This window comes from Vibrio sp. 1249-1 (assembly GCF_033340495.1).
Window position 1 is genome coordinate 153,645 of record NZ_JAWOWJ010000007.1, and the last position, 22,748, is coordinate 176,392.

The following is a 22,748-nucleotide window of genomic DNA, read 5'->3' on the forward strand; positions in this document are numbered from 1 at the left end:
CTAATTTAAACTTCTATTCGCTCCGTGTATTATGTGCTCACACATTTAATGCGGAGCGTATTATGATTCATCAAATTTCATTCATGCCTGTCAGAGATGCGAGAAAACTAGTACCTGACAATTCTATTGCACTTATTTCTATTCACGATGCTGGACAGGAAGTTGATTCTCAAGTTCCGAAAGAAGATTGGGGATACTTTGATCACATTGGGTTTGATGATGCAGCATATGACGAAGAACTAATCTCAGAGTATGGCGCTGACTTCTGGAATTATTTTGACGGTTGCGCCCGTAAAGTTCACGCTCTCAAAATTTTGCTTATGTTCAAGCGTATCGAAGAATCACCTAATATCAGAGAAATCATTGTTCACTGTGACGCTGGACGCTCCAGATCAGCTGCCGTTGCTAAGTACTATGCAGAAAAGAACAATCTTGAACTTGAGGGTGACACCACTTACGCGAACTCCCTTATTTACACCCTCTTAAAGAACCCTAACCAGTTTGAGGAAGCTCTCGAAGAGCATGTAAATAAGCCATCCAAAATTTCTCATAATGAAGCAGAAGTGGAAAAGGTAAAACTTTTTCCATTCGGTTGGGTGGATGTGCTAATAGAAAGTATTTTTGGCAAGCCACAGAAGTGAGACTATGGATGATGACATTATACGCGGCATACTCAAGGTATTATCGTTCTTAATGCGGAGCGTTTTACTTGAGTTTATTGATTGGATTGGCGCATCCGTTATTCGTATTATTGATTCTGAAAAAGACTCAAGAGGCACACGGTTATCTAAAGTTATTGGCTGGACTCTCATTGCTTTCGTATTACTTCTTACCTACTACTGCATGAATTACTTCACGGGCTAATTGTTAAGTGTTGTAGTTTTGAAAATGGCCGATTTTCAACTACTGCACTTTCAACAATTAATGTTATGAGGTAGGATTCTCTCAATCAACCAACTACTTTGAGAGAATCAATGCACAGCTCATACGTTCAAAATTGTGTTTTTTTGCTCAACGAGTACCCAGTAAATTCTAAACACTTGGTTAACGCCAAGAAGTTCCTTGTTTATGTACTACTGTTCTCGTTTGTGTTCTCCGGGATTATCCGTTTAGTGGATTACTTAAATGCTCCACCCCCAATTCTATCTGTATATGCTGATCAAGAGTTCTGCCCAGGTGCTCTCAAAGTCACTTCAAAAGATGATTTTGGCTTTATTTTAAACTGTTCAACAATTTCTAAAGGCAGTGAGCTAGATAGTTCAGTGGTAATACAGAAGCTTTCCAAGTTGGACACAAACGTCTACAAAGTAGTAGCTGTACTAAGTGGCAATCGAACATCAGATCCTGATGTTATTGCAACACTACCAAGCTTTGTTGAATCTGACGTGGTAAAGGCATTCGTTTCTAACGCATTGAACGTGACTGGTACTGATGTTCTGGATTCAGGTACTGTCTACTGGGGTATTGGTAAGAGCAGTAAACAAGATTTAGGATTAGTTTCGGCTTTGCTTGAACGCGGCCTATCAAATCCCTACTCACGATTTAATGACTCGATAATGAAAGACTTGGTGAAATCGGAATTGGCAGCTCGAATCGTCAAAACGTCACCAGATCTCACGATTACTAAGAACACAGAGAAAGCACCAGTTCAAGAGGAAGATACCCAGACTATTTCCGTTGAGCCAGAGCAACCAAGTTCTAATAAGTGTCTAGAGAACACCAATGGCTCTCCGTTCTGTAGTGTTGCAGACAATATGGTGAAAATGCTTGATGGCCCATTGGTAAAAATTATGATGATGTTATTCATCATGGGAGTCATCTTCTTCTCGGTTGTTAGCCCCAACTTAGTTATGTTTGCTTCTAGTATCCTAGCTGTGCTTTTCCTTGCTAACGCATCAACAATTGCTTCTACAATCTTGGGAAATTGACATGAAATACTCACGAAAAAACCTTTTACGTACAGTCATACTTAATGCAGCTATCGACCCCAAAAATATCGCAGCACTAGCCTTATCAATTTTCTTTGGAGTCAACGCTGTAGTATCGCAAGGAAAAATCGCATTGATTGTATGTGCAGTAGCGAGCCTTTCGACATACATAGCACTGGTTGCATTTACAACACAGCGAAAAGCAAAGCAGTATGGTGCGTTGTACTTCTCCGCGTTACATCGTTATCAAATGGACGTTGTTGAATCTCAGCTAGATAATTTGGAAGATTCGCCTTTAGCAAAGGACTCAAGATCACTGCTAAAAATGTACTGGGATATGAGGCTATCGGGAAATCTATCAGACTCCCGTAAAGATACTCTCGCTGATGCATCTGAACGCTATTTCCAAATCATGACTACTTCACTAAATGCGATTAATCGACTTCCTGACGATAGCCAGGCAATTAAAATTGAAAAGAAAAAACTAGCTGAATTATCGGAGTCTTACCGTTCAGCACTCATTTCCGAGTGTGTAAGACAAACATCGGCAGGCAATACTTCTCAATTTAATGAGCTGATCAGTGAACTTGAGTCAATCAAGTTTTCAAATGAGTATGTGACACAATAATTAGCTCCAAAGGAGTTCCCTTCCCCCCACCTATTGGGAACTCCTTGAATTACTCCTACCAACAAAATCTACCTCACTATTTTTTTTAAGCGTTATAATTTATCATTAACTCTAAATAGAGCTTGTTGCGGGAATCGGATTGCCGATTAAAGTATTGGTTATTACGAGTTAATGACTAAGTGAGAACAAAATGGCTCAACCCTACTTTATCCCTACTCAAGACCAGCTAAATAAAATGGAATCCGTTTTGGGTAAGCATCTTATAGGTAATGATTTTCACCTTAAAAACATCGTTCTTGAAATGCTGCAGTATTCAGAGGGTGAAACTCAGTGGCTAAGTGCACAATCAAAAGACTTGCTCTTACCATCTAGTGAACAGTGTTCACGCTATGAACGTGAAGTGCCTGAGCAATTATGGGTTTACACAGACCCATCTGTCAGCCAAGTGTTAATCCATTTTACTAAACCAAGCTGTTTGGAATCTCAACACGATAAGCAAGATGCAGACTTGGTGATCTATGACTCTGAAACCCCTTCTCAGCCGCCCATATTTGAAAGCGATGAATGGGCTTACATTGCCAATCTTTACACCGTACAGGCGGTTACAGTAGCAATGCCATCAATCGAAGAATATGGCGTTGATATGGCCGCGACAGATACCGGTTGCTTGGAATTTTTGAGCGAACAGCTTTTTCTAAAGCAAGTTGACGAGAACTTTTGCCCTACTCCATCTAATCGTGGTGATGACGGTTCAACGACAATTTGGATTGAATTAACACGCAACCGCTCAGAGTCCCACTTAACATCGAAAGAATAGGTACCGAAATTGAACAATTACAAGCTCCTAATGGAGCTATCTGGAAAGGTAACTGATAGAGCCAAACTGCTATTGGTACACGCTAGAAAACTCCAAGTAGCTGGCATACTTTTACTTGGTATCGGCATTTACGGATTTGATCTGTATGCAATCGTCATTGGTGCTTCCATTTGGTACTTTCAACACATAACTAAGAGCGCGGGTGACCATTTTCATGCATCGTCAGCAAATGTAACGATGAAGGTATACAAAAACCCTGAGAACTATCCTCCGCTAAATGTTTGGCTGGTTCCGCATGAAGGCCGGGAGATCACCCCTGACCATTACGATGAATTGGAAAAATTGGTACTCGAAGTTAATGAGGATTTCATAACGAAGAAAGTACAACAGGTCTACGATTATCGGGGCGGTAAGGTCACCTACTATGACTTGGCCAATATCATCTTTTTGACCGAAGGTATGGTTCGCTACAAAGCTATTCGACAAGCAGAAGGAAATTTTCAACCCTAGTCTGCTACTGAAAGAATGGTACCTATTTCTAATCCATAACGAAAGGCGCACATAGTGCGCCTTTTCTGCTATTTGAGGTAATGGCTTGCTCTGTTTTGCACTTCGTTAAGTAGTGCATTTCTCAATCCGGTTGCTGTACATTAAGGAATATACCTACCACGCTATCAAAATCCGATGTTAGCGACTTAGGGCTCTTGCGGCATATATATCTGCCTGCATACTAGTGAATAGAGAAAAGTTTAAAGGTATAGCAAATGAATAGAACGTCCGAACAAGAAGCCATTGTCTCGTTTAACTCTGGAAATGCACTTATTGACGCAGGCCCAGGTACTGGCAAAACGACAACTCTAATTGAGTTCATTCTGGAACAAGTCAAAACGATGCCGGCTACCAATATGTGCGTCCTAATGTTCAATAGTGACATCGCCACCGAGTTCACTGCGCGTATCAAAGCTAAAAGATTGGCAGACCTTCCATTAATCAAAACCTTTCACGGTTTTTGCTACAGCGTTTTGCGTAATTCTGGCCACCTGAATCGAATTGGCTTCGAACTTAACATGGACACTGGACCATTCCAGCTGTCATTAGCTAGGTCTGCACTTAAAGTGATTGCCGCAAACACGAGAAGCAAGAAGATTGCATCCGTTATTGGTGATAGCAAAACTGCAGATACCCTATTGTCGTTTGTCGGCCTCGTGAAAGCGATGATGTTACCTGTAAAAGAAGTGTTTAACATTATGGGGATCAACCAAACTTACTCGTTTTTAATCCCTGCATTTTATGAGTTTGAAAAGGCTCGTATGGCCGAAAAAGTATTGTTCTTTGATGACTGGTGTCCTGAAACCGTAGCTCTGTTACGCAAGGACGGACAGTTAAGAACTCTATACCAGTCAAAATTCTCTAAAATTTTGATTGATGAATTTCAAGACATTAATGCCTCCCAGTATGAGCTGGTAAAGCTGATTAAGGCCCAGAATACTTCTCTAATCGCGGTCGGAGACATTGACCAATCGATTTACAGTTGGCGCGGTTCAAACCCGGGATTTATGCTAACTTTCGAGAAAGATTTCCCGCCGTGTACAAAGCTGACATTAAGTAAGACGTTCCGTTATGGTCACCGTTTATCTCTGGCTTCAAACCACCTGATTGTGAACAACCAAGAACGATTCGACACTTTGACCGTTTCTGCTCCAGGTACACCAATTACAAATGTTGAAGTCTGCCCTACAGGTACGCCAGCAGCTGACGTTATCGAATCCATAAACAAACATTTAGAATCCGGTGGACAACCTGCAGACTGCGCCGTCCTGATCCGCCGTTGGTCACAGTCGATGCTTTTTGAGTTATCGTTTCTGCTTCGAAGGGTACCGTATAAAATGCCCCCAGAATTCGCATTACCAAACACAAGAGAGATTAAGCTTCTCACTACTTTACTAACTTTTGTAACCGGAAACGATAAGGTGCTTGATTCGGAAGCGCGCAGCACACTTATTTTCGACCTTCTCCGGTTCCCTCATACTTACGTGCCGAATAAGAAGCTGATGGAGCTTTCACGCCGCTTAAGTGGCATTGATGTAGAGCATTGGGTATCCGCGATCGATACCATCCAATTAGCTGATACCACCAGCAAAACCCGTTACGAAAACGTAAGGGAACGCCTGTATATCATCGACACATTGAAGGGAGTGAAAGATGCCTCTGCCCTTGATGTTTTTGATGCGTACCTTGACGAGTCAAACATGTCTGAATGGTTGGCCAATAGCGCGACAAGTGATGCTGAACTGGCAGAGGCCGAAGAGCGTTTTAACTCACTTGCAACCGTATTAAGAAGCCTGAAGCTTTCACCAGCGGATGCACTCTCTTACTTCCAAAGACTCATCAATTTGTCGCAACAACAAACAAAGAATAATTACGGTGTAACACTGACAACCATTTTTCGTTCAAAAGGCTGTGAGTATGACCTTGTTCTACTGCCTTTTTGGGATGCGGATACCATGCCCATTAAGAAAAAGTCAGAAACTGGTTTAGGTGTTGATGAAGAGGAAGAGCGACGACTGGCATATGTAGGCATGACAAGGGCTAAAAAAACCGTTCGGATCTTTCACGCCAAAGCTCAAGATGGCGAACATCACCTTACAAAAGCAAGTAAATTCATTCGTGAGTCAGAAATAGATCTATCTATTGCTCTCTGTAATGCCGTGACAGAGAGAACCGAATTACCTGAACGCTCTACGCCTACCTCACTTCGTTACCACGAAGCTATGGTCGCTCAACGCTGACTTGTGCGATTAGACTTCTAGCAGATACTGACCCATATCAAATACGTTATGGGTCAATCACAATGAACAAACTACCACTTTTAGAGCTATGTACTGGTATAGGCGGGTTTCACCTTGCCGCACAGCAAAACGGTCTTATAGAAACGATTTGCACCGCTGAAATCGACCCATATAATACAAAATTGATTGACCGTAACTTCAATCTAGATAACTGCGGTGATGTGTCTGAAATTGGCCTTCCTCGCGCCTGTCACAGCCATCAAGCACTTATAGACGAGGATAAGGTGCCAGTTGAAGAAACTGGCTTCACAAGCCTTTGTATGGAGGATTTTATGGAAGGAATATTGCCCTTCCCAACTATCCTATCTGCTGGCTTCCCATGTCAGGATGTGACTCCAGCTAATACCAAAGGCAATCATATCGGCATCAACGGTGCGCGATCAGGCCTAGTGCACGACATTCTTAATATCGCAGAAGACTTGGAAGTACCGTATTTGGTTTTTGAAAACTCAAGCAACCTCTTAAACCGTGGGCTTGATGTGATTCTTATGGAACTTAACAGACTTGGTTATATCGTTGAGTGGGAGGTCATTGCAGCGACTGCGTTTGGCTACCCACATTACCGCCATCGCACTTATATCGTCGCGTATCTACCAACGACAGCTGTCGCTCGTGGTAACCGCCGCATCTTCGATACGGTACGTAAGCAAGCGAACAAGCAACCGAACCACTTTATGCCCCTGCCATCAGAAGATCCTGAATACATCCTCAATGCAGCCGTGGTAAAAGAGCCTCGTTCAATTAAGCTGAGAACAAAGCGTATCAACGGCGTTGGCAATGCTATTGTTCCAGCTATCGCTAAGGCAATATTTGACGCCATCACAGATGCTGAGTTTGCCCCTGTAAAAGCAAAACAGCCAAAATCACGTAAGAACGAAACTTACATGGCATCCAAACTTGCTGCTGGCTGGGGTGTATCTCAACTCGATATTTTTTCTATGAACAATCTAGAACTGGTAACGAACATGCCATCACGCGGCATTCTGATCGGTGGTAACATTTATACTGGAGAGCCCGATCGCAATCTTAACCCGACCAAAACCACTTTCCCGAACTTGTTGTCTACATGCATTGCTAAGGACGGCAACAACAATTTTACTTCCGGTAGCCGAATGTCACGGCCCGGTAAACTCGGTGGCTTGATAGGCGATCTGCAGCGCCTTGGCGCGACTGAGGGTGGTCTTAACCCCGTGTTTGCAGAACGTATGTTAGGCTATCCAGATAATCACACACGATTGGCTTATTAACAGAAGGGAACACAAATGAAGTATTTTGCTTATCTGGTACTGCAAATGGGTGTCTTTACATTGTTACTGCATCCGGTAAAGGCATCGTATGTGGTTGAATTGGTCATAGCAGCGATGAACTTATTGGCCATCATCTCTCTGTACAGGATCGTCACCCCTAAAATTAGAACGATGGTGCAGCATAAATTGGCTGTTGTTGTTCAACAACCAGTGAAAACGCCAATCGACCTATTGAGATACGATTCATATGAATCAATGGTGGTGTTTTTCCTTTCAGTTGGTCCAGCTCTACTTACATTCGTGGCTTATGTCCAATTCTTCAAATAGTCACTAAGCATTTCCCATCTAGCGCGTTTTCCAATGTGAGAGATACTTGTTGTCAGTTCAATTGAATGGGTTGGCAACCAGTTCCTTCCCTTCAAATTATCTCTCAAACTATCTGGCATCAAGAGTACCACTTAAATCGTGATTTCTTGGTGCCGAATGAATACGGAACAGCAAAATGAATCACAAAATACACTTTTCGGGTCAACTAATGGGAATTCGCTCAACAGATAAAAACCTTCCTGTAGACTTCGATAATAAAATCATGATTTACGGCGGGACACCGTTTAAGTTTGTCGACTCCATTCTGTGGACGTTCCATGTTACCGGCATTGCTACACCGGAAGAATTTGCACAATCACCCCTTTCAGAATCCCATCAAGATGTCTCTTTTGACTATGAAAGCTTTATCACGAACTGCTACAAAGAGTTTCGTTTAACAGAGGATTGTGACCAATATTACAAAGCAATTTATCCACTAATTCGTCGTAGCGCCTCTGAGATCAAAGAGCAGTGGACAGGTAATGAGGAAGTATTTCTTCACCTTTACGGCCTAGAGCACGCCGTGAATTATTCTATACATCGCCCTTACCAAAATGAGGTTGAGCTTAAATATCTTGCATCGCTTGGCGAGTACATCAAGGAAGTCATGAACAAACCTGCAGATGCGATGACCATGAAAGCTTACAAGCAGGCAGTATTTCGGATTGGCCAATACCTTGAGCTTGAGTTGAATGCAACCGTGGAAGGGGTGCTTCAATATATCAATGCCGTCATTTCTAACCCGGCGTCGGCCACCACCGATCTGGCATTCGTTAGCGGCATTCGGCATATCAAAGGGAACTCAAACTTTGCTAGTCATATTACACAGACCTTTTATGACGATATGAGGGATGCTAAGGACAAACAATTAAACTCTATGTTTGAGACTGACAAAGAGATTGTTGTTGAAGCCATCAAACAGCGTGTTAACGACTGGCTCAAAGCTGCATAACTTGACCATGCAGGTTGGCAACTTGCCAGCCTGCAGCCACTGGCGCGATTAGAGAAGTGTCGGAAAATTGAATCTCAAGCACAGGAGATTCCACGATGAAACTATACGACTACCTATTACCTCACCTACAACACGTTAGCCACACTCCACTTTTTCACGGTCAGGCACGCGTCTATCAATCGCAAGATCTGACTCTATACCGTGTATTTGATGATGGTGATATTTGTCATGAGCAGTGCCTTATAACCGGAAATGGGCGTTACTCAGATGATAGTTGGGACAGTGCTTACGTGAATCCTGAAATCCATCAAATTGTCTCTCTCCACCAGCATCCTAAAACATGCGCGACGGAAGCCCCGCGTGTGTCCTTATGCCTATTTTCATTCCCAAGCAAAGAAGAAGCCCAGAAGCAGTTCAATACCGAGTACTGCAATGTTCTATTTGCAGGCTATGTAACAGAAGCCAACGAGATTGAAGTTATCTACAACGATATTGTCCGTCCCTTCGACTCACTTGAAGAATGGCCACATTTTGTCAAACAGCTTTTAAACGAGCATCCATTTATCGACATTGGTACCAGCTCAAGCATTCCAGACAGCAAACATTTATCGGGCGAACTGTTTCACTCTCTACGAGCGGCATAACTGAGGTAGATTCAATGGCTAAACCACTTCTAATCATCGGTTGCAGTGACAATAAAGCTCAGACCGAAGCTCAAGCTTTCGACCTATATTTGGGTCATGTGTACGAGTTAATTCGTGCGAACATAGATAATGTACACGATCACTTTGAAGTGCTTATACTGTCAGGTTTACATGGCCTGATTCATTCTAAACAGGTCATTGGCCATTATGATCAGCAAATGCCTAAGCGAACCCAAACCGCGGCGATGCAAGCGTATGTTGATAAGCACACAGCAGGCGCCAATAAGCTGTTGAAGCAATACGCAGAGAAATCCCGCGATTTGTTTGTCGTGTTGTCAAATGACTATTTGAAAGTCTTCGACATGATGACTGAAAAGCCAAGCTCCCAGAAGCTGCTTAATACCTTCAATTCGACGTACTTTTGCCGTAAACACATTGGCGTTGGAGTTCTTAGAGGTAGACTAAAGAAGATCCTCAATAACATACCAAAACCATTTTCACCTGTTTTGTATCGGTCAGGCTTAGCATCAGCTGACGAGTTTACCGGCTATTCAGCTGCCAACGCTTGCTTGGGCGCTTCTCTTGCCTACGTTAGCGACATCAAGCAACCTCACCTACTCGACATGATGAAACAGTCATTGATTAGGGGAAACCGAGCTTTTCTCGACAACGGTGTCATTACCGAAGTTGGCAAAGGTAACTTCGTAGAACCTCAAGAAGTATTCTCGCGGTATAAGCGTATCGTGGAGTCTTTCAAAGGCCATGCTAAAAAGCTAAGTATCGTCATACCAGACAACCCATTTGACCCAGCGGCCAGCTTAGCGATAGTCAAAGAGAACAAATCGGTGATTAAGTGGTTAGCACGTCGTTGTGATGTGATCCTGCCGATTCATAAGGCACCAGACATTGGCCAGCACGCTATGTCCATGATGAAAGCACTAAGTTTTGCACCTATTCGCGTCGGTATACCCTGCAAGAAGTACATTTCGACTATCGAGGTTGTTGATGGCCAAGAGGTCAAAGTCAATGTACCCGTCAGATTGTCACCTTTGGAAATTGAACAGCTCTTTGAATTAAAGGCGCCGAATAAGGAGAGGCTATTTACTGGAGCTCATTTTCTAGCTTGTTCCGAAGTAACCCGAGGTGGTGTCTATGAAGAACGAAAAACTCTCGCGCATATCCACGGCTTTGATGCAAGTTTCGATGCCTGCCGAACTGCAGCCGTTCTAGGGAATGAGAAGTCGTCATCGCGCATTGGTTCCCAATTACTGCGTGAGGTAAACGTAGAAATCACTAAAGATAAAACGCTCCGCTCCACTGAATATGCAAGACATGATTGCACCGAGGAATATGAAGACCCACTTGCTTTTACTTCGGCGGCAGAGGCTATCGAGGAAAATGTGTTTGCTTTTGTCGAGCTATGGAATGAATCAATGGAAGCAGTTTGGGAACTGGATGTATCTGACATGCAGGAAGAAGACGCGAAAGAGTATTGCTTAAACCTATTGTGCAGTTTTCCCCGCGATATAGAAGACCAGCTTCTTAAGGGGCTAAAGCTTGCTTATTGGCAGTCATTCACCTGCCGCCATCATCAAGCAACGAATTTTGAAAAGCGAACGGAAACATTCACTCGGTTGTTCTCTGACGGTCAGCGCGTAGCGATTCAAACAACCCTACCTATCTAAACCAAACTCTAAAAATGGCGCTGCTGTTACGTGGCGCCTTTCAATCATCAAACCTAAACCTGAGCATCTTGTGTGATTCGCTAACTCGCTTTTAATGGAATCAAACCACAGGAGATAACGCTCATGACAAAACAAAATTCGAAACCGACAACGACAGGTCAACTTAAGCTTCGCGTTGGAACATTGACTCATAGCTACGCTATCGAGACAGAAGAATTCATTGATGTGGTTGATCTAAAGGATGCCAGAGAGAAATGGCGCGAACACACAGAACAGCAAGATTACAACCGTTACACCTTGGGCGGTGACGTTTTTGATGGCGAAGAAGTCGTTGCAGTGTTCTCACCTAATGGCCGCTGTTTCAAGCCTTCTGATAAAGGCAACGAGTACTTCAAACGTCTTCCATCTAATGAACTAATTGACATCGACTAATCATAAACAGCCCCACCAACAAGACCTGTGGGCACAAAAATTAAATATAGAGAGAATAAAAATGGCAGCTATTCACCCTGATGAAATCCTTATAAACCGTTCTAATCCAAATCAAACAGTGGTTACCGCCCCTGATGGTTCACTGCTTGGTGAGTTTGAACCCCATTTTACAGACATCCAATTGCGTCGTTCTTGGAAACATCACGTGCAAGCGATGTGTAATGGCCCTTGTGAAAGCGAACGCGAAGAAAAGCAGGAAGATGACCAGCCATTACTTATAGAGCACCCAGCTCCAGTGACTGTCCAAACCTCGGCGCAGGGAATGGTATTTACAGAAGAAACATTTGAGGGTTACCCATTTTGAAACTGAATCCTGCTATCACTCACTATCAGAATGAGTGCGATTTTTACAACACCAATGAAATCGATGTACTGCCAGAGCGAATTCCAACTTATATCGCATGTGGCCCGAATGGTGACTATGCAAGACCCGCAAAAACGATTGGCGAGTTGCCGGGAAAACACCTACGAAAGTTGGCACTGAAACTTGCCGCTGAGAAATTGGGCGTGGATCAAATCAACTTTGGTTTGGAGATATATAAAACTCTCGGTATGACCAAGAATGAGGCTTTAAAAGATGGCCGTTCATGGCTTCTTCAAAATGGTGACAGTTTGAAGGTTGACCTTTTTTGGCATGAGGTTCCACAAGCTTACCCACTGGATCAAATTGCACGAACTTACCCCACTCCTGTAGGTGATATGCCTATTCGTGAACATGTACGTGTAGCGATGTCGAATATGACCGATAGAGAGCTTGTGAATGCTATTGGTTCACGTGATTTGATTAATCCTGAATTTATGGGTGAAGCCATTCACCGTAACTTAATTTGGCGCGGAGCAACGACCGAAGAAACCTACCAAGCAGTAGAAAAGCGTGAGCAGTTGGCAAAACAAAACAAGGTGACAAAGTGACCCCTATCCTTACTGATGTTTATAGCGATGAATATTTCCATTTGGCAGAAAAGCCGTGGTTGAGTGGCCAAGAAAACTGCCCTGTTTTTCTCGAAGATAAAATCACCTGCCAAGGTGTCTGTTGTTTCAATATCAAAACGAAGAAATGGGATGTTGAACTAGCCAAAGGGTACGGCATGGTAGTGATCGATAGTTGTGAAACAAGAGATGAAGCAATAGCGCTACTTTGGGAGCGTCGACAAGAAGGTAATTCTTGGGATATTGGAATTTAACATTGTACAAAAAACTATGTTTTTCATTCGATTAACTTAGTACTTCCGTGCTAAAACATAGCCCCTAACAATCCCCCTCTGGCAGGATAGTTGTCACTGTTAAAATTTAACCAGTTTAGGGCGGTAAGAATGAATTGTGTCTCGCATTCCAGCAGAAAGAAAAGAAGCCATATTGAAGAAGCTATTGCCTCCATACTCAATGTCAGTGAGCCAGCTATCAAAAGAAGAAGGCGTTAGCACCGCGACCCTGTATCATTGGCGGCAGCAACTCAGACGTTCAGGAGCCGCAGTGCCAAATAGTAACACTTCATCAGAGCAGTGGTCTGCTCAAACCAAACTTGCCATCGTTGCCGAAACCTACTCGATGACGGAGAGTGAACTCAGCCATTACTGTCGTGAAAAAGGTCTCTTTCCAGAGCAAGTTCAGAGTTGGCGAGAAGAGTGTATGCAAGGCTTTCAGTCAAGCAAAGAACGGGAAGCTGAAGCAAAGAAACAGGCCAAAGCCGATAAACTTGAAATTAAAGAGCTGAAAAAAGAGTTACGCCACAAAGAAAAGGCGCTCGCTGAAACTGCTGCCTTGTTGGTTCTGCGAAAAAAGCTCAGAGCCTTTTACGGGGAAGAGCCAGAGGACGACTAACCTCAACCGATGAAAGGCAGCACCTGATTGCTCTTATCCACGAAGCCAAACAAAATGGTTGTCGCATAGAACGCGCTTGTCATGAGGTTCAAATTGATCTGAGAACCTATCGTCGATGGTATCTACAAGGAAAGGTTCAGGCGGATAAAAGACCGACCTGCCTCAGACCAGAGCCAGCTAACAAGCTGTCAAAGCAAGAGCGTGATGCGATTATCGAGGTATGTAACCGCCCAGAGTTCGCGAGCTTACCCCCGACTCAAATAGTGCCGACACTGCTTGATAAAGGTGAGTATATCGCCTCAGAGTCGAGCTATTATCGGGTGTTGGGCGCTCAAGGACAACTTAACAACCGAGGCCGTCAGAGGAGTAGACAAAAGCAAGTGAAGCCAACGACTTATACGGCGACAGGCTCGAATCAAGTCTACACATGGGATATCACTTACTTGCCTTCAAAGGTTCGAGGCCAGCATTATTATCTGTATGTAATAGAGGACATCTACAGCCGAAAAATCGTGGGCTATGAGGTGTATGAACGTGAGTGCGGTGAGTTAGCGTCACAGCTCCTGCAACGAACCTTGATGCGAGAGCAGTGCTTCAATCAACCGCTAGTTCTTCACTCAGATAACGGTGCGCCTATGAAGTCGCTGACGTTCAAAGCGAAGATGGATGAGCTAGGCATTACCTCATCGTATAGCCGCCCAAGAGTCAGTGATGATAACCCGTATGTCGAGTCGTTGTTCCGCACGGTTAAGTACATGCCGAACTGGCCGACAAAGGGCTTTGAAAATCTCGAAAGCAGTCGAGGTTGGGTTGAAGCCTTCGTGCACTGGTACAACACCGAGCACAAGCACAGCAAGCTAAATTACGTCACGCCCTTAGAGCGTCATAACGGAAAAGACGAAGAGATCTTGAAGCGTCGAGCGGAGGTATTACTCGCTGCAAAAAAGCGAAAACCCGAACGATGGCCTGGTGATATCAGGAACTGTAAGCCAGTTGGTGACGTACATCTAAATCCAGAGAGAGAAGCTGCTTAATAAACAAGCGAATGATGACAACTACCTTGAAAAACGCCGCAATATTAAAAGTAGAACAGTGACGAAGACAGTTATCTTCGGAGTATAGGAATGATTATGAAGAAATTGGGATTAAAAACACTAGCAGTAATATCTTTATTGAGTTCAGGTTACGCAGCAGCTGCATACCAGCCTTTAAACTTAAATGACCCGAACTTGAATATTTTTTGTCAATTGCGCTTTTCTGATCAGTATGGCTATCAGTTTACCCGTAAGAATGGCAATAAGCTGTACTGGAATCTTCAAAACACTGGCAAGGTCTTCGACCTTACTAAATTCTCTTATGCACCGGGAACGGTTACTGTAATTAAAGAAAATCCTCATGGATTCGAAGCAGATGTAATTACAAAGAAAAATAATGGTGAAAGTGAAAGAGCGTACTTTGAACTTAGAACACAGTATGATGCCAATGGCCCATATCCAGATGGCAAATTTGTTCGCCTGAAATTTGATAAAAAAGGCAATTTAGAGGGCGGGGAAGAGAACATGTTTAGCCATTGTGAAATCATAAAATAACGTGCATTAATGCATCCGTAATTAGTGGGGTTCTTATGGCCATTACTAACAACGGGTGCATTTATTTTGTGGTTAATTTTCTCTTTGTGTTTCTATTACTGACAGTTACAAAGTGGCTGCGTTTCTACTCTTCTTTTTGTCTTCCATTTACTCCCAGTACTGGCAGTTTTTCACAACCCACACCCTACTCTGAGTTTTATAATTCCACTATTTTTTAGTGACTTGCGCGTTGACTAAACCGTCTTACCATCACGGTATAAAGTTAATGGAGAGTCACCACATGATTGAGAAAGCACCAGCCAAGCAACTGGATTTGAATGACAAAACCAAAGAAGAAATCAGAACATTATATAAAAGTGTTCAGGATGCTCTCTCTGGTTTTAAGCCGAGAAAAGAGCAAAGCTTTCTTATAGCAGAAATTGCTAAAACGCTTGGTGGTGTCTACGCGCAAAATGAAGGTGCGAAGCGCCGTATCATCGCTGCGGAAGCTGGCACTGGTACAGGTAAAACTTTTGCATACCTTATACCATCGATCGTCTTAGCCAAGGCGCTAAACAAGAAACTGATCGTTTCAACTGCCAACGTAAGTTTGCAGAGTCAGCTAGAACTCAAAGACCTACCGTTACTTCAATCTATACGACCTGACATGACGTTTAAGGTGGCTTTAGGCCGTAACCGATACCTGTGCCGCCGTGATGTTGAAACCGTTGCTGTGGGCGCGCCACCAGCCCGTAGCGAAGATACCCTATTCGACTCTCAAGAACCTGTAGAGAAAGTTTCTGGTGCAGACGCTGAACTACTTGAGCGCATGATCGAAAACTACGACAACAAAAGTTGGGACGGGGTTATGGATAACTGGCCAGTGACAGGTGAAGTTATCGCCTCTACGCTTTGGAACAAAGTGAACTGTAAGTCAGGCACATGCACTAAGCGTATTTGCCCCTACTTCGAAGAATGCGCTTTCCATAACGCTCGTAAGACTCTGGATACAACTGATGTGATTATTGCAAACCATGCGTTAACCATGACCAGCTTAGCGAATGGTGGCAATGTCCTACCGCCAGCGGAAGACGCCATTTGGGTTATCGACGAGGCACATCATATCCCAAAGCAATTCCGTTCTTCCTTTGAGCAAAAAGTAACTATTGAAGGTAGCCTTTCTTGGCTTAAAAAGGTATCACAAGCGGTGTCCAAGCTTTCGATGGTACATGGTCAAGAGATCAGCCAATCTATCGTTAAAGATGGCAGAGAGCTTGATGAAGTTGTGAAAGGCTGTGTAGAGGAACTACGCTCAGTTACTGACATGCTTTTGGCAAACTGCAATTTCTCTAGTGACTACTCTCAAGAGCAAATTTACCGTTTTAAAGACGGTCTATTACCATCAGTGTTAGATACATCGCTTAGCAATTTATCAACGCTGTCGGGCAAGATTAACCGTTGCGTGTCAGCTCACACAAGTAAGCTTCAAGAAGCTTTGGAAAAACGCAAAATCCCTTCCACACCTGCTATTGAAAAAATTCTGTCTGAATCAAATCGCCTACAGGCACATACAGAGAGTTTTGCAGATATGTGGCAGATGTTCACCAAGATTGAGCAGAAAGGGTCAGCTATCGCTAAATGGGTATCGTGCGGCGGTAATGGTCGACCTGACCTCTCATTTAACGCAGTGCCAATCAGCGTAGGTAAAGAACTTGAAGACACGCTATGGTCGAAAGCAGCTGGCGCGGTACTAACATCCGCAACCGTGACAAGCCTTGGTAACTTTGACCGCTTTATGCTTGAAGCTGGCCTAAGCGCGAATGATGGTACCCAGTATTGCCGCGTGAATAGCCCGTTCGATTATCAGAACCAAGCTAAGCTAATCATTCCACCAATGAAGGTAGAACCTACAGCTAAAAACGAAGAACAGCACACACTTGAAATTGTTCACTACACAGGACAAATGGCACAAAAACACAAAGCGATGCTTATGTTGTTTACCTCCTACCGTCAGTTGAATCGCTACATTGAGTTGGTATCACCGGAACTTAAAGCTTACATGCTTATTCAAGGGCAAGATACCCGACCTAATTTGATTCGTAGACACAAAGAGCGTATCGATAATGGCCTCAAATCGATTTTAGTCGGGGTCGCATCACTAGGAGAAGGGCTTGATTTACCACGTGAATATTTGACCTGTGTTGGAATTGCCAAGATACCTTTCGCTAACTTTAAAGAGCCTGTAGATGAAGCTGAGAGCGAATTCATCAGTAAAAACGGTGGTAACCCTTTCTTTGAGTTGAGCCTGCCAGAAGCGAGCGCAAAACTCATTCAACAAGTGGGTCGTCTTATTCGATCAGCTGATTGCAGCGGCGAAGTGCTGATCTTCGATCGCCGTCTGAGTAGCAAAAAATACGGGGCGCAATTGATTGATTCTTTGCCTCCATTAAAACTATTTGCATGACCTTTTTATCAGTGTCGGGTAGTTGTGCCCGGCACCATTGTCATTCACCCACAGGAGAGATTAATGACACCTCAAATAAGTAACTGGCTATTGAATTTTTTCGGGACAAAAACAGGAAAATTCATAGCTGGGTTTTATATCATCCTAAGTCTATTAATGTCTGGATCCCTGCTCTATGTCTGGTTCACTAAAGGGGTTATCACTCCTGACCAAGTACGCCCAGTTGTTACCGTCATTCTACCAATTATTATTTGCTTATATTTAATTACATTGGGTGCTCCACAGAAGCACACAGTAACGAATGAGAAGGAAGAAGACGATAAGTGAATGAGTTGATAGTTGCGGGTTCTACCGAACCCGTAAACTGGTGCTATCTAAACAAAATAGGACTACTTCAAATGACATCTGCGACAACTCCCCTTTACGACTTTACTCAGTACATCACTGACAGCCACAATCCACGGTATATCACTTCCATACACGGTAGTTTGCCTACAATGTTTGCTAAACAATTTATCGAAAAAGTCATTGATTCGAATTGGTGTATATCCCCTCTTTTCTGTGGATGCTTTGATACGAAAGAGCGTGCTCTTGCCTTTGTGGATCAAGTAACTGACAGTCCACTTATACTGGCTATCCCAACAATAGATTATTCCAACGTCATAGCCTTAAGTGTTTCACACAACGGCGACCAATGGGTTTTGACTGACTACGAAAATGACAGCACTGCGTATACGACTTTCGAGTCACTTGATCAGTTGCCATTTGCTGCCCACTCGTTTGGTAGCATTTGCGCTGGCGAAGAATGGGACGAACTGGCTCAATTCAAGCCAAAAACATCACTAAATGATTCTCCGCGTCATGTTGTAGTAATGAAAGCAACCGTAGCTTAGCTTCATCTTATCCATTCTCCCGGTGTACCAATTACCTATTCCCCCTGGTACACCGTTTACCTAAATCCCTTTTTATCTCTATTGCGCGTTGGTCGAACTCGATTACCGTTGAATGACTAATTCAATTCAAGGTAATCAACATGAAAGACACGCAGCTTCTTAACCCTCAAAACCAAACCACTGTTGTTGTCGCTTTGCGTCTAATGCAATCCCTTATACAGAAACAAGGTGGCTCAGAGAACATCGTTAACCACTTTTCAGACTTCATAGAAGATGGTTGGAAATGCCCGACGGCAGAGCAAATTGAATCTCTAGTCGAAGATGTAAACGTTGAGCACCATTTCAATTTGATGGACTTAAAACCACAACTAAATGGCCGTGAGCGCATTTTGAACCTGTTAGTGTTGATCGAGTATGACCACGAGGACGTTCCTAATTCAGTACTTGAAGCACTTTGGGATGGCGTTAATTACTTACGTAATGGTGAAATTATTGACCAGACATATCACAAAATCACAGGCTGGCAGTATATGCCCGAAGCACCAAAGCGTTCCCTTGCTATTAGCAAATAAGCGCCCACCGCGATTAAGCACAAAACCGCTGGGCTTTAACGAATTTAACGAACTGGCCCAGCTCGTTAACCAATTACCAGAAGAGTATGAAGAAGATGGTAACAACTAATACGACAAATATTTCAAGTGTGTTCACTCGCCTAGCCCGCGCAGCACTTGGTAACGAATCTGATTTGAGTACCTGCGAGATAAGCAAGAACGACCTATCTACCTTACTGATGGCCTATCGCTTTGAACTTGGCAACCAAAACAAAGAACTGCCAGTAGATGAACTACCAGTGGAAGAAACACGCGCAACGTTGCTCCGTGACCTATTCAACGACAATTTGAAGAACATATTTGCAGTAGACATCCTGATCGATGACGAGCACGAAGAAACGTACCATGTACAAACTCTCGACGGTGAACCACCAGCGCATAGCGACATTGAAGTCGATGTGAGTAATCGCATTCGGGCTCATTATCACGAAGGTTCAACCTTCGAAATCACAAACGTGATCTCAGTGAAAGAGAGTCTTGAAACATCACCAATCAAATGCGCCTAACTACGGTTGCATCCGGTAAGAGCGGCTTTATGGCCGCTTTTTCCGTTATCTCGCAAAACCTTTAGCCATCAGTTGAGTTGGCGCCATTTGTGAGTCATTGAAATCAATCATCCATGCATACCATCTACGGAGAGAACTAAAACATGAGAACCGTTCTGTTTACTATGCTGTTAAGTTTTGCCGGCATAGCAAATGCTGAGATTATCCACCGACAATATGAAGGTTTTGATTTGGACATCGACTGTGATCTACGCGGGGCAGTCCAATATCATTACACCCTTGGGAGAGACAAAGGCGACATAGACCGCAAACAAGATTTTGAGTTTGACCCGGAGGTACCTGCCCGTTGCCAGCAAACAAGCACATCGACTTACAAGGTAAACGGCAAGAGTACGTTTGACCGCGGCCACGGCGTACCAGCGAATCATATTGATAATTCAGAACTAGGCATTAAACAGACAAACTTCATGGTAAACATCTGGCCACAACATCGAGATTTAAACCGGGGCGCGATGAAGCAGACTGAGTTAATAGCTGAATGCTACCGTGATATAGAACCTCTTGAGATTTACGGCGGCATCATAGCAGGTGCGACACCAGCCAATTCTGACTATCTCAAATCTCATGGCATAGTCACACCAGGTTACTTCTACAAACTCATTGTACGTAAAGACCGGGCGCTTGCTTGGATATTGCCAAACAAAGCAGGCATGAAAAAAGCAGTACTTGATAAATACTTGGTGTCGGTGGCTGACTTGGAAAAAATAACGGGTAAAACGTTCCCAATGACACCTGACATGAAGACAGGTAAACCGGAACACTCTTGGATGATCCCAAGGGGTTGTGGTTGGAGTTGAACAGTGGCCAGCATAAGCTGGCCATTATTCTTATGGGGACAGTCTGACGGGATTTGAACCCGCATCGGCTTGCAAACCGGTTGGAGATGGTTTCGGGTTGCTATCCCTCACCTTGCCAACCACTCACGCTATGAGCGTTCTCCCAGTGAACTACAGACCGCCTTCATAAGAACCCATCAATTATACCTGATAAACAATCACATTCAAAATACAGCGTTTTAAATAATTATTACCATTGCAGGTAATGAACTTTGACATATTGTTTTTTTAAATTCAATTCATTATCACTCTGGTAAAAATCATATGAAAATGACCAATACTGACCACTATGATGATAGCGTCGTTATCCCTTCAATTCGTCGCAATGTTCAATTAGATATTTTCGGAAGTGACAGTCTTATAGCTCTTGAACCTGCCGACCCTCACGTAAGATTTGACTGTCCCGATTTAGATCTGAGTGATTATGACCTTGCCATCGTGAGCATGAGTGGAGGTAAAGATAGTATCGCGGGATTATGCCGCTTATTGGAAATGGGGTACCCCAAAGAGAAAATTGAACTTTGGCACAACCATGTCGACGGCGACCCTCTAAATGATGACATCTTCTTTGATTGGAACTTCATGTACTCCTACAACAAGAAGCTTGCAGAAGCGTTCGGAATCCCTTTGTACTGCAGCTGGCTAAATAAAGGGCTTCGAGGGGAGATGCTAAAACATAATTCTATTCCCCACCCTCACTCATTTGAAACGCCTGCCGGCATCATTGAGCTTGGCCGCGAAACATGCAAACCAGGCACCCGTAGAAAGTTTCCTCAACAAAGCGGGTCATTAAGCACGAGATGGTGCTCATCTTCACTCAAAGTTGATCCAGCTAAAAGAGCCTTGACCAATCAAGACAGATTCCTTGGCCAACGTATCCTGTTCATAACTGGTGAAAGGAGAGCTGAATCATCCCCTAGAGCGAAAATGTCACAACTTGCCCCGCATGCCGTAGATACTGAGAGGAAGAGTAAAAACCCGAAAAAGCCGCGTTATATCGACTCTTGGAGAAATGTGCTTCATCTAACCGAAGAAGATGTATGGCAAATACTTTCTGACTGGAGAATTACACCACCTGTACCATATCGCTTAGGTTGGGGTCGCTCGAGCTGTAAGCTCTGTATCTTTTCCTCTGACCGGGTACTTGCAACGATTAATGAGTATTGGCCAGAAAAAATCTTAGAGGTTGCTGATTACGAAGACCAATTTGGGGTCACAATCGCCCGTAGCGGCAAGAACGTGTTTGAGAGGGCCACCAGCACTACCCCGTTTATTATCGATGACGAGGAAGCGTTACAGCAATCATTCCGAAAGGAATACACTCTGCCTATCTTTGTCCCGGATGATAAGATTTGGACACTACCTAAAGGCGCGTTCAGTACTGAATCTTCTGGCGCCATATAATGGAAAAAGGGAGCGTCATGCTCCCTTCTTTATTCGTCAACTTGTTCGCTGTTGTTATCTGGTTCTATCTTGGCTTTGTTGGAACTAACTTTCATCAACTTATCTTTTAGTGAGGCAAAGTAAACCGCGCCAATTTCCTGCCTTGTGGTTTCCCCTTTTACGTCAATCATCAACACGTGATCCTTATCGCTTCGACCGAGTTTAATTTGGCTGTACTCACCAATAATCTCCGTGTTGATCACGCACGCTCGGCTAATTTTCAAATACTGGTCACTAAATGAGTTTTCCAGTTCGGCCATTGAGCAGCGGATATTCTGTTTCGTGCCATTCGTAAAGTGCAATGTAGCGTATGGATGCTTGTACGTGGCGTATAGAAAATCTTTGTTCAGGACAAAGCCACGCTTGTTTTTGGATATGATTTTTTGAATGTTCCTCAAACGGACATCGGAAATCGTCTCACCAGGTGACGCTGGTATTTCTCTTAACGCAGCAATCTGACGGTCACGGCGCATTTCGTAGTATCGATGAACATACCAAAACACCCCAAGCTGGCACAGCGCAAAGAGAAAGAATAAATAAGGGTTTAAGGACATGTGTTCATACCAAGGCATTCCTACCCGGTTCGAAACAATCCATTGGACTTTACCTAAGTCCAAATCACCAATTTTTAATAGAGATTGTCCACGTGATGTTTCTCGCGTTGGCATAGAACTGATCATGGCCAACGTATCTTCACGCGTACAAGCCACCCTTTCTGCTTGCTGGTGGCCATCAACGGAACTCAACTTCAAGCTAATACACGCACTAATAAACGGTGCCTGCTTTTCAAATCGCTCAATGAACGCCTTCATATGACGTTCAAGCCCGTCCACATTGAAGTAGTATGCATTTTCATACACTAAGTCAGAAGTGGACCTGTAATGAGCGGCTTCAACAAACACACCCTTCTCATTTCTCAGGCGGTTCGTAGAATCAAC

At 43.6% G+C, this 22,748-nt stretch carries 24 protein-coding genes and 1 tRNA gene; 23 read left to right on the top strand and 2 right to left on the bottom strand.

Annotated elements, in window-relative coordinates; all coding sequences use genetic code 11:
• Nucleotides 1-62: 62 nt before the first annotated feature.
• The 22 genes from R7Z50_RS14740 to R7Z50_RS14845 all read left to right on the top strand — a co-directional run bounded on the left by R7Z50_RS14740 (nucleotide 63) and on the right by R7Z50_RS14845 (nucleotide 20,328).
• Nucleotides 63-641 (top strand): hypothetical protein, encoded by a 579-nt coding sequence (locus R7Z50_RS14740; protein ID WP_053409799.1) that lies wholly within the window; start codon nucleotides 63-65, stop codon nucleotides 639-641.
• Nucleotides 642-974: 333 nt separating this feature from the next.
• Nucleotides 975-1,928, top strand: a complete 954-nt coding sequence (locus R7Z50_RS14745; protein WP_053409797.1) for a TrbC/VirB2 family protein — start codon at nucleotides 975-977, stop codon at nucleotides 1,926-1,928.
• Between the two features lies 1 nt (nucleotide 1,929).
• Entirely contained in the window at nucleotides 1,930-2,556 is a 627-nt protein-coding gene (locus R7Z50_RS14750) for a hypothetical protein (protein ID WP_053409796.1), read from the top strand.
• A 190-nt stretch (nucleotides 2,557-2,746) separates the two neighbouring features.
• Nucleotides 2,747-3,373, top strand: a complete 627-nt coding sequence (locus tag R7Z50_RS14755) for a hypothetical protein (protein ID WP_053409795.1) — start codon at nucleotides 2,747-2,749, stop codon at nucleotides 3,371-3,373.
• 9 nt (nucleotides 3,374-3,382) lie between these two features.
• The gene (locus R7Z50_RS14760; protein ID WP_139374582.1) at nucleotides 3,383-3,883 is read left to right on the top strand and encodes a hypothetical protein; all 501 of its coding nucleotides are present in this window, start codon (nucleotides 3,383-3,385) and stop codon (nucleotides 3,881-3,883) included.
• A 254-nt stretch (nucleotides 3,884-4,137) separates the two neighbouring features.
• Complete coding sequence (locus R7Z50_RS14765) at nucleotides 4,138-6,162, top strand: ATP-dependent helicase (RefSeq protein WP_053409793.1); 2,025 nt, start codon at nucleotides 4,138-4,140, stop codon at nucleotides 6,160-6,162.
• 62 nt (nucleotides 6,163-6,224) lie between these two features.
• Complete coding sequence (locus R7Z50_RS14770; RefSeq protein WP_053409792.1) at nucleotides 6,225-7,469, top strand: DNA cytosine methyltransferase; 1,245 nt, start codon at nucleotides 6,225-6,227, stop codon at nucleotides 7,467-7,469.
• A 15-nt stretch (nucleotides 7,470-7,484) separates the two neighbouring features.
• Nucleotides 7,485-7,796: a hypothetical protein gene (locus R7Z50_RS14775; protein ID WP_053409791.1), complete on the top strand. Its 312-nt coding sequence runs from the start codon at nucleotides 7,485-7,487 to the stop codon at nucleotides 7,794-7,796.
• Nucleotides 7,797-7,971: 175 nt separating this feature from the next.
• Nucleotides 7,972-8,787 carry a hypothetical protein gene (locus R7Z50_RS14780; RefSeq protein WP_053409790.1) on the top strand — a complete coding sequence of 272 codons (816 nt, stop codon included), beginning with the start codon at nucleotides 7,972-7,974 and terminating at the stop codon, nucleotides 8,785-8,787.
• Nucleotides 8,788-8,882: 95 nt separating this feature from the next.
• Nucleotides 8,883-9,431, top strand: a complete 549-nt coding sequence (locus tag R7Z50_RS14785; protein ID WP_053409789.1) for a hypothetical protein — start codon at nucleotides 8,883-8,885, stop codon at nucleotides 9,429-9,431.
• A 14-nt stretch (nucleotides 9,432-9,445) separates the two neighbouring features.
• The gene (locus R7Z50_RS14790; RefSeq protein WP_053409788.1) at nucleotides 9,446-11,116 is read left to right on the top strand and encodes a DUF6884 domain-containing protein; all 1,671 of its coding nucleotides are present in this window, start codon (nucleotides 9,446-9,448) and stop codon (nucleotides 11,114-11,116) included.
• Nucleotides 11,117-11,239: 123 nt separating this feature from the next.
• The gene (locus tag R7Z50_RS14795) at nucleotides 11,240-11,548 is read left to right on the top strand and encodes a hypothetical protein (protein WP_053409787.1); all 309 of its coding nucleotides are present in this window, start codon (nucleotides 11,240-11,242) and stop codon (nucleotides 11,546-11,548) included.
• A 61-nt stretch (nucleotides 11,549-11,609) separates the two neighbouring features.
• Nucleotides 11,610-11,912 carry a hypothetical protein gene (locus R7Z50_RS14800; protein ID WP_053409786.1) on the top strand — a complete coding sequence of 101 codons (303 nt, stop codon included), beginning with the start codon at nucleotides 11,610-11,612 and terminating at the stop codon, nucleotides 11,910-11,912.
• Complete coding sequence (locus tag R7Z50_RS14805) at nucleotides 11,909-12,520, top strand: hypothetical protein (RefSeq protein WP_053409785.1); 612 nt, start codon at nucleotides 11,909-11,911, stop codon at nucleotides 12,518-12,520. The genes R7Z50_RS14800 and R7Z50_RS14805 overlap by 4 nt, the downstream gene beginning before the upstream one ends.
• Nucleotides 12,517-12,792: a hypothetical protein gene (locus R7Z50_RS14810; protein ID WP_053409784.1), complete on the top strand. Its 276-nt coding sequence runs from the start codon at nucleotides 12,517-12,519 to the stop codon at nucleotides 12,790-12,792. Before R7Z50_RS14805 ends, R7Z50_RS14810 begins: the two co-directional genes overlap by 4 nt.
• 136 nt (nucleotides 12,793-12,928) lie before the next feature.
• A protein-coding gene (locus R7Z50_RS14815) for an IS3 family transposase (RefSeq protein WP_411912938.1) occupies nucleotides 12,929-14,463 on the top strand; the annotation gives its coding sequence in 2 pieces (ribosomal slippage) (nucleotides 12,929-13,382 and nucleotides 13,382-14,463; 1,536 coding nt in all).
• A 96-nt stretch (nucleotides 14,464-14,559) separates the two neighbouring features.
• A complete protein-coding gene (locus R7Z50_RS14820; protein WP_053409781.1) occupies nucleotides 14,560-15,018 on the top strand; it encodes a hypothetical protein in 459 nt (152 codons plus the stop codon).
• 280 nt (nucleotides 15,019-15,298) lie between these two features.
• On the top strand, nucleotides 15,299-17,461 hold the full coding sequence (dinG, locus tag R7Z50_RS14825; RefSeq protein ID WP_189338766.1) for an ATP-dependent DNA helicase DinG: 2,163 nt from the start codon (nucleotides 15,299-15,301) through the stop codon (nucleotides 17,459-17,461).
• Between the two features lie 398 nt (nucleotides 17,462-17,859).
• The gene (locus tag R7Z50_RS14830; RefSeq protein WP_139374583.1) at nucleotides 17,860-18,354 is read left to right on the top strand and encodes a hypothetical protein; all 495 of its coding nucleotides are present in this window, start codon (nucleotides 17,860-17,862) and stop codon (nucleotides 18,352-18,354) included.
• A gap of 140 nt (nucleotides 18,355-18,494) precedes the next feature.
• Nucleotides 18,495-18,926 (top strand): hypothetical protein, encoded by a 432-nt coding sequence (locus R7Z50_RS14835; RefSeq protein WP_053409777.1) that lies wholly within the window; start codon nucleotides 18,495-18,497, stop codon nucleotides 18,924-18,926.
• Between the two features lie 86 nt (nucleotides 18,927-19,012).
• Nucleotides 19,013-19,471 carry a hypothetical protein gene (locus R7Z50_RS14840; RefSeq protein ID WP_139374584.1) on the top strand — a complete coding sequence of 153 codons (459 nt, stop codon included), beginning with the start codon at nucleotides 19,013-19,015 and terminating at the stop codon, nucleotides 19,469-19,471.
• A 143-nt stretch (nucleotides 19,472-19,614) separates the two neighbouring features.
• On the top strand, nucleotides 19,615-20,328 hold the full coding sequence (locus R7Z50_RS14845) for a DNA/RNA non-specific endonuclease (RefSeq protein WP_053409775.1): 714 nt from the start codon (nucleotides 19,615-19,617) through the stop codon (nucleotides 20,326-20,328).
• A gap of 38 nt (nucleotides 20,329-20,366) precedes the next feature.
• On the opposite strand, the gene R7Z50_RS14850 is transcribed toward R7Z50_RS14845, so the two are convergent.
• Nucleotides 20,367-20,488 (bottom strand) — tRNA-Ala (locus R7Z50_RS14850).
• Between the two features lie 143 nt (nucleotides 20,489-20,631).
• Between R7Z50_RS14850 and R7Z50_RS14855 the strand changes: the two genes are divergently transcribed.
• Nucleotides 20,632-21,771 (top strand): phosphohydrolase, encoded by a 1,140-nt coding sequence (locus R7Z50_RS14855; protein WP_053409774.1) that lies wholly within the window; start codon nucleotides 20,632-20,634, stop codon nucleotides 21,769-21,771.
• A gap of 29 nt (nucleotides 21,772-21,800) precedes the next feature.
• On the opposite strand, the gene R7Z50_RS14860 is transcribed toward R7Z50_RS14855, so the two are convergent.
• Nucleotides 21,801-22,712, bottom strand: coding sequence for a hypothetical protein (locus R7Z50_RS14860; RefSeq protein ID WP_157052363.1), 912 nt, complete (start codon nucleotides 22,710-22,712; stop codon nucleotides 21,801-21,803).
• Nucleotides 22,713-22,748 lie beyond the last annotated feature (36 nt).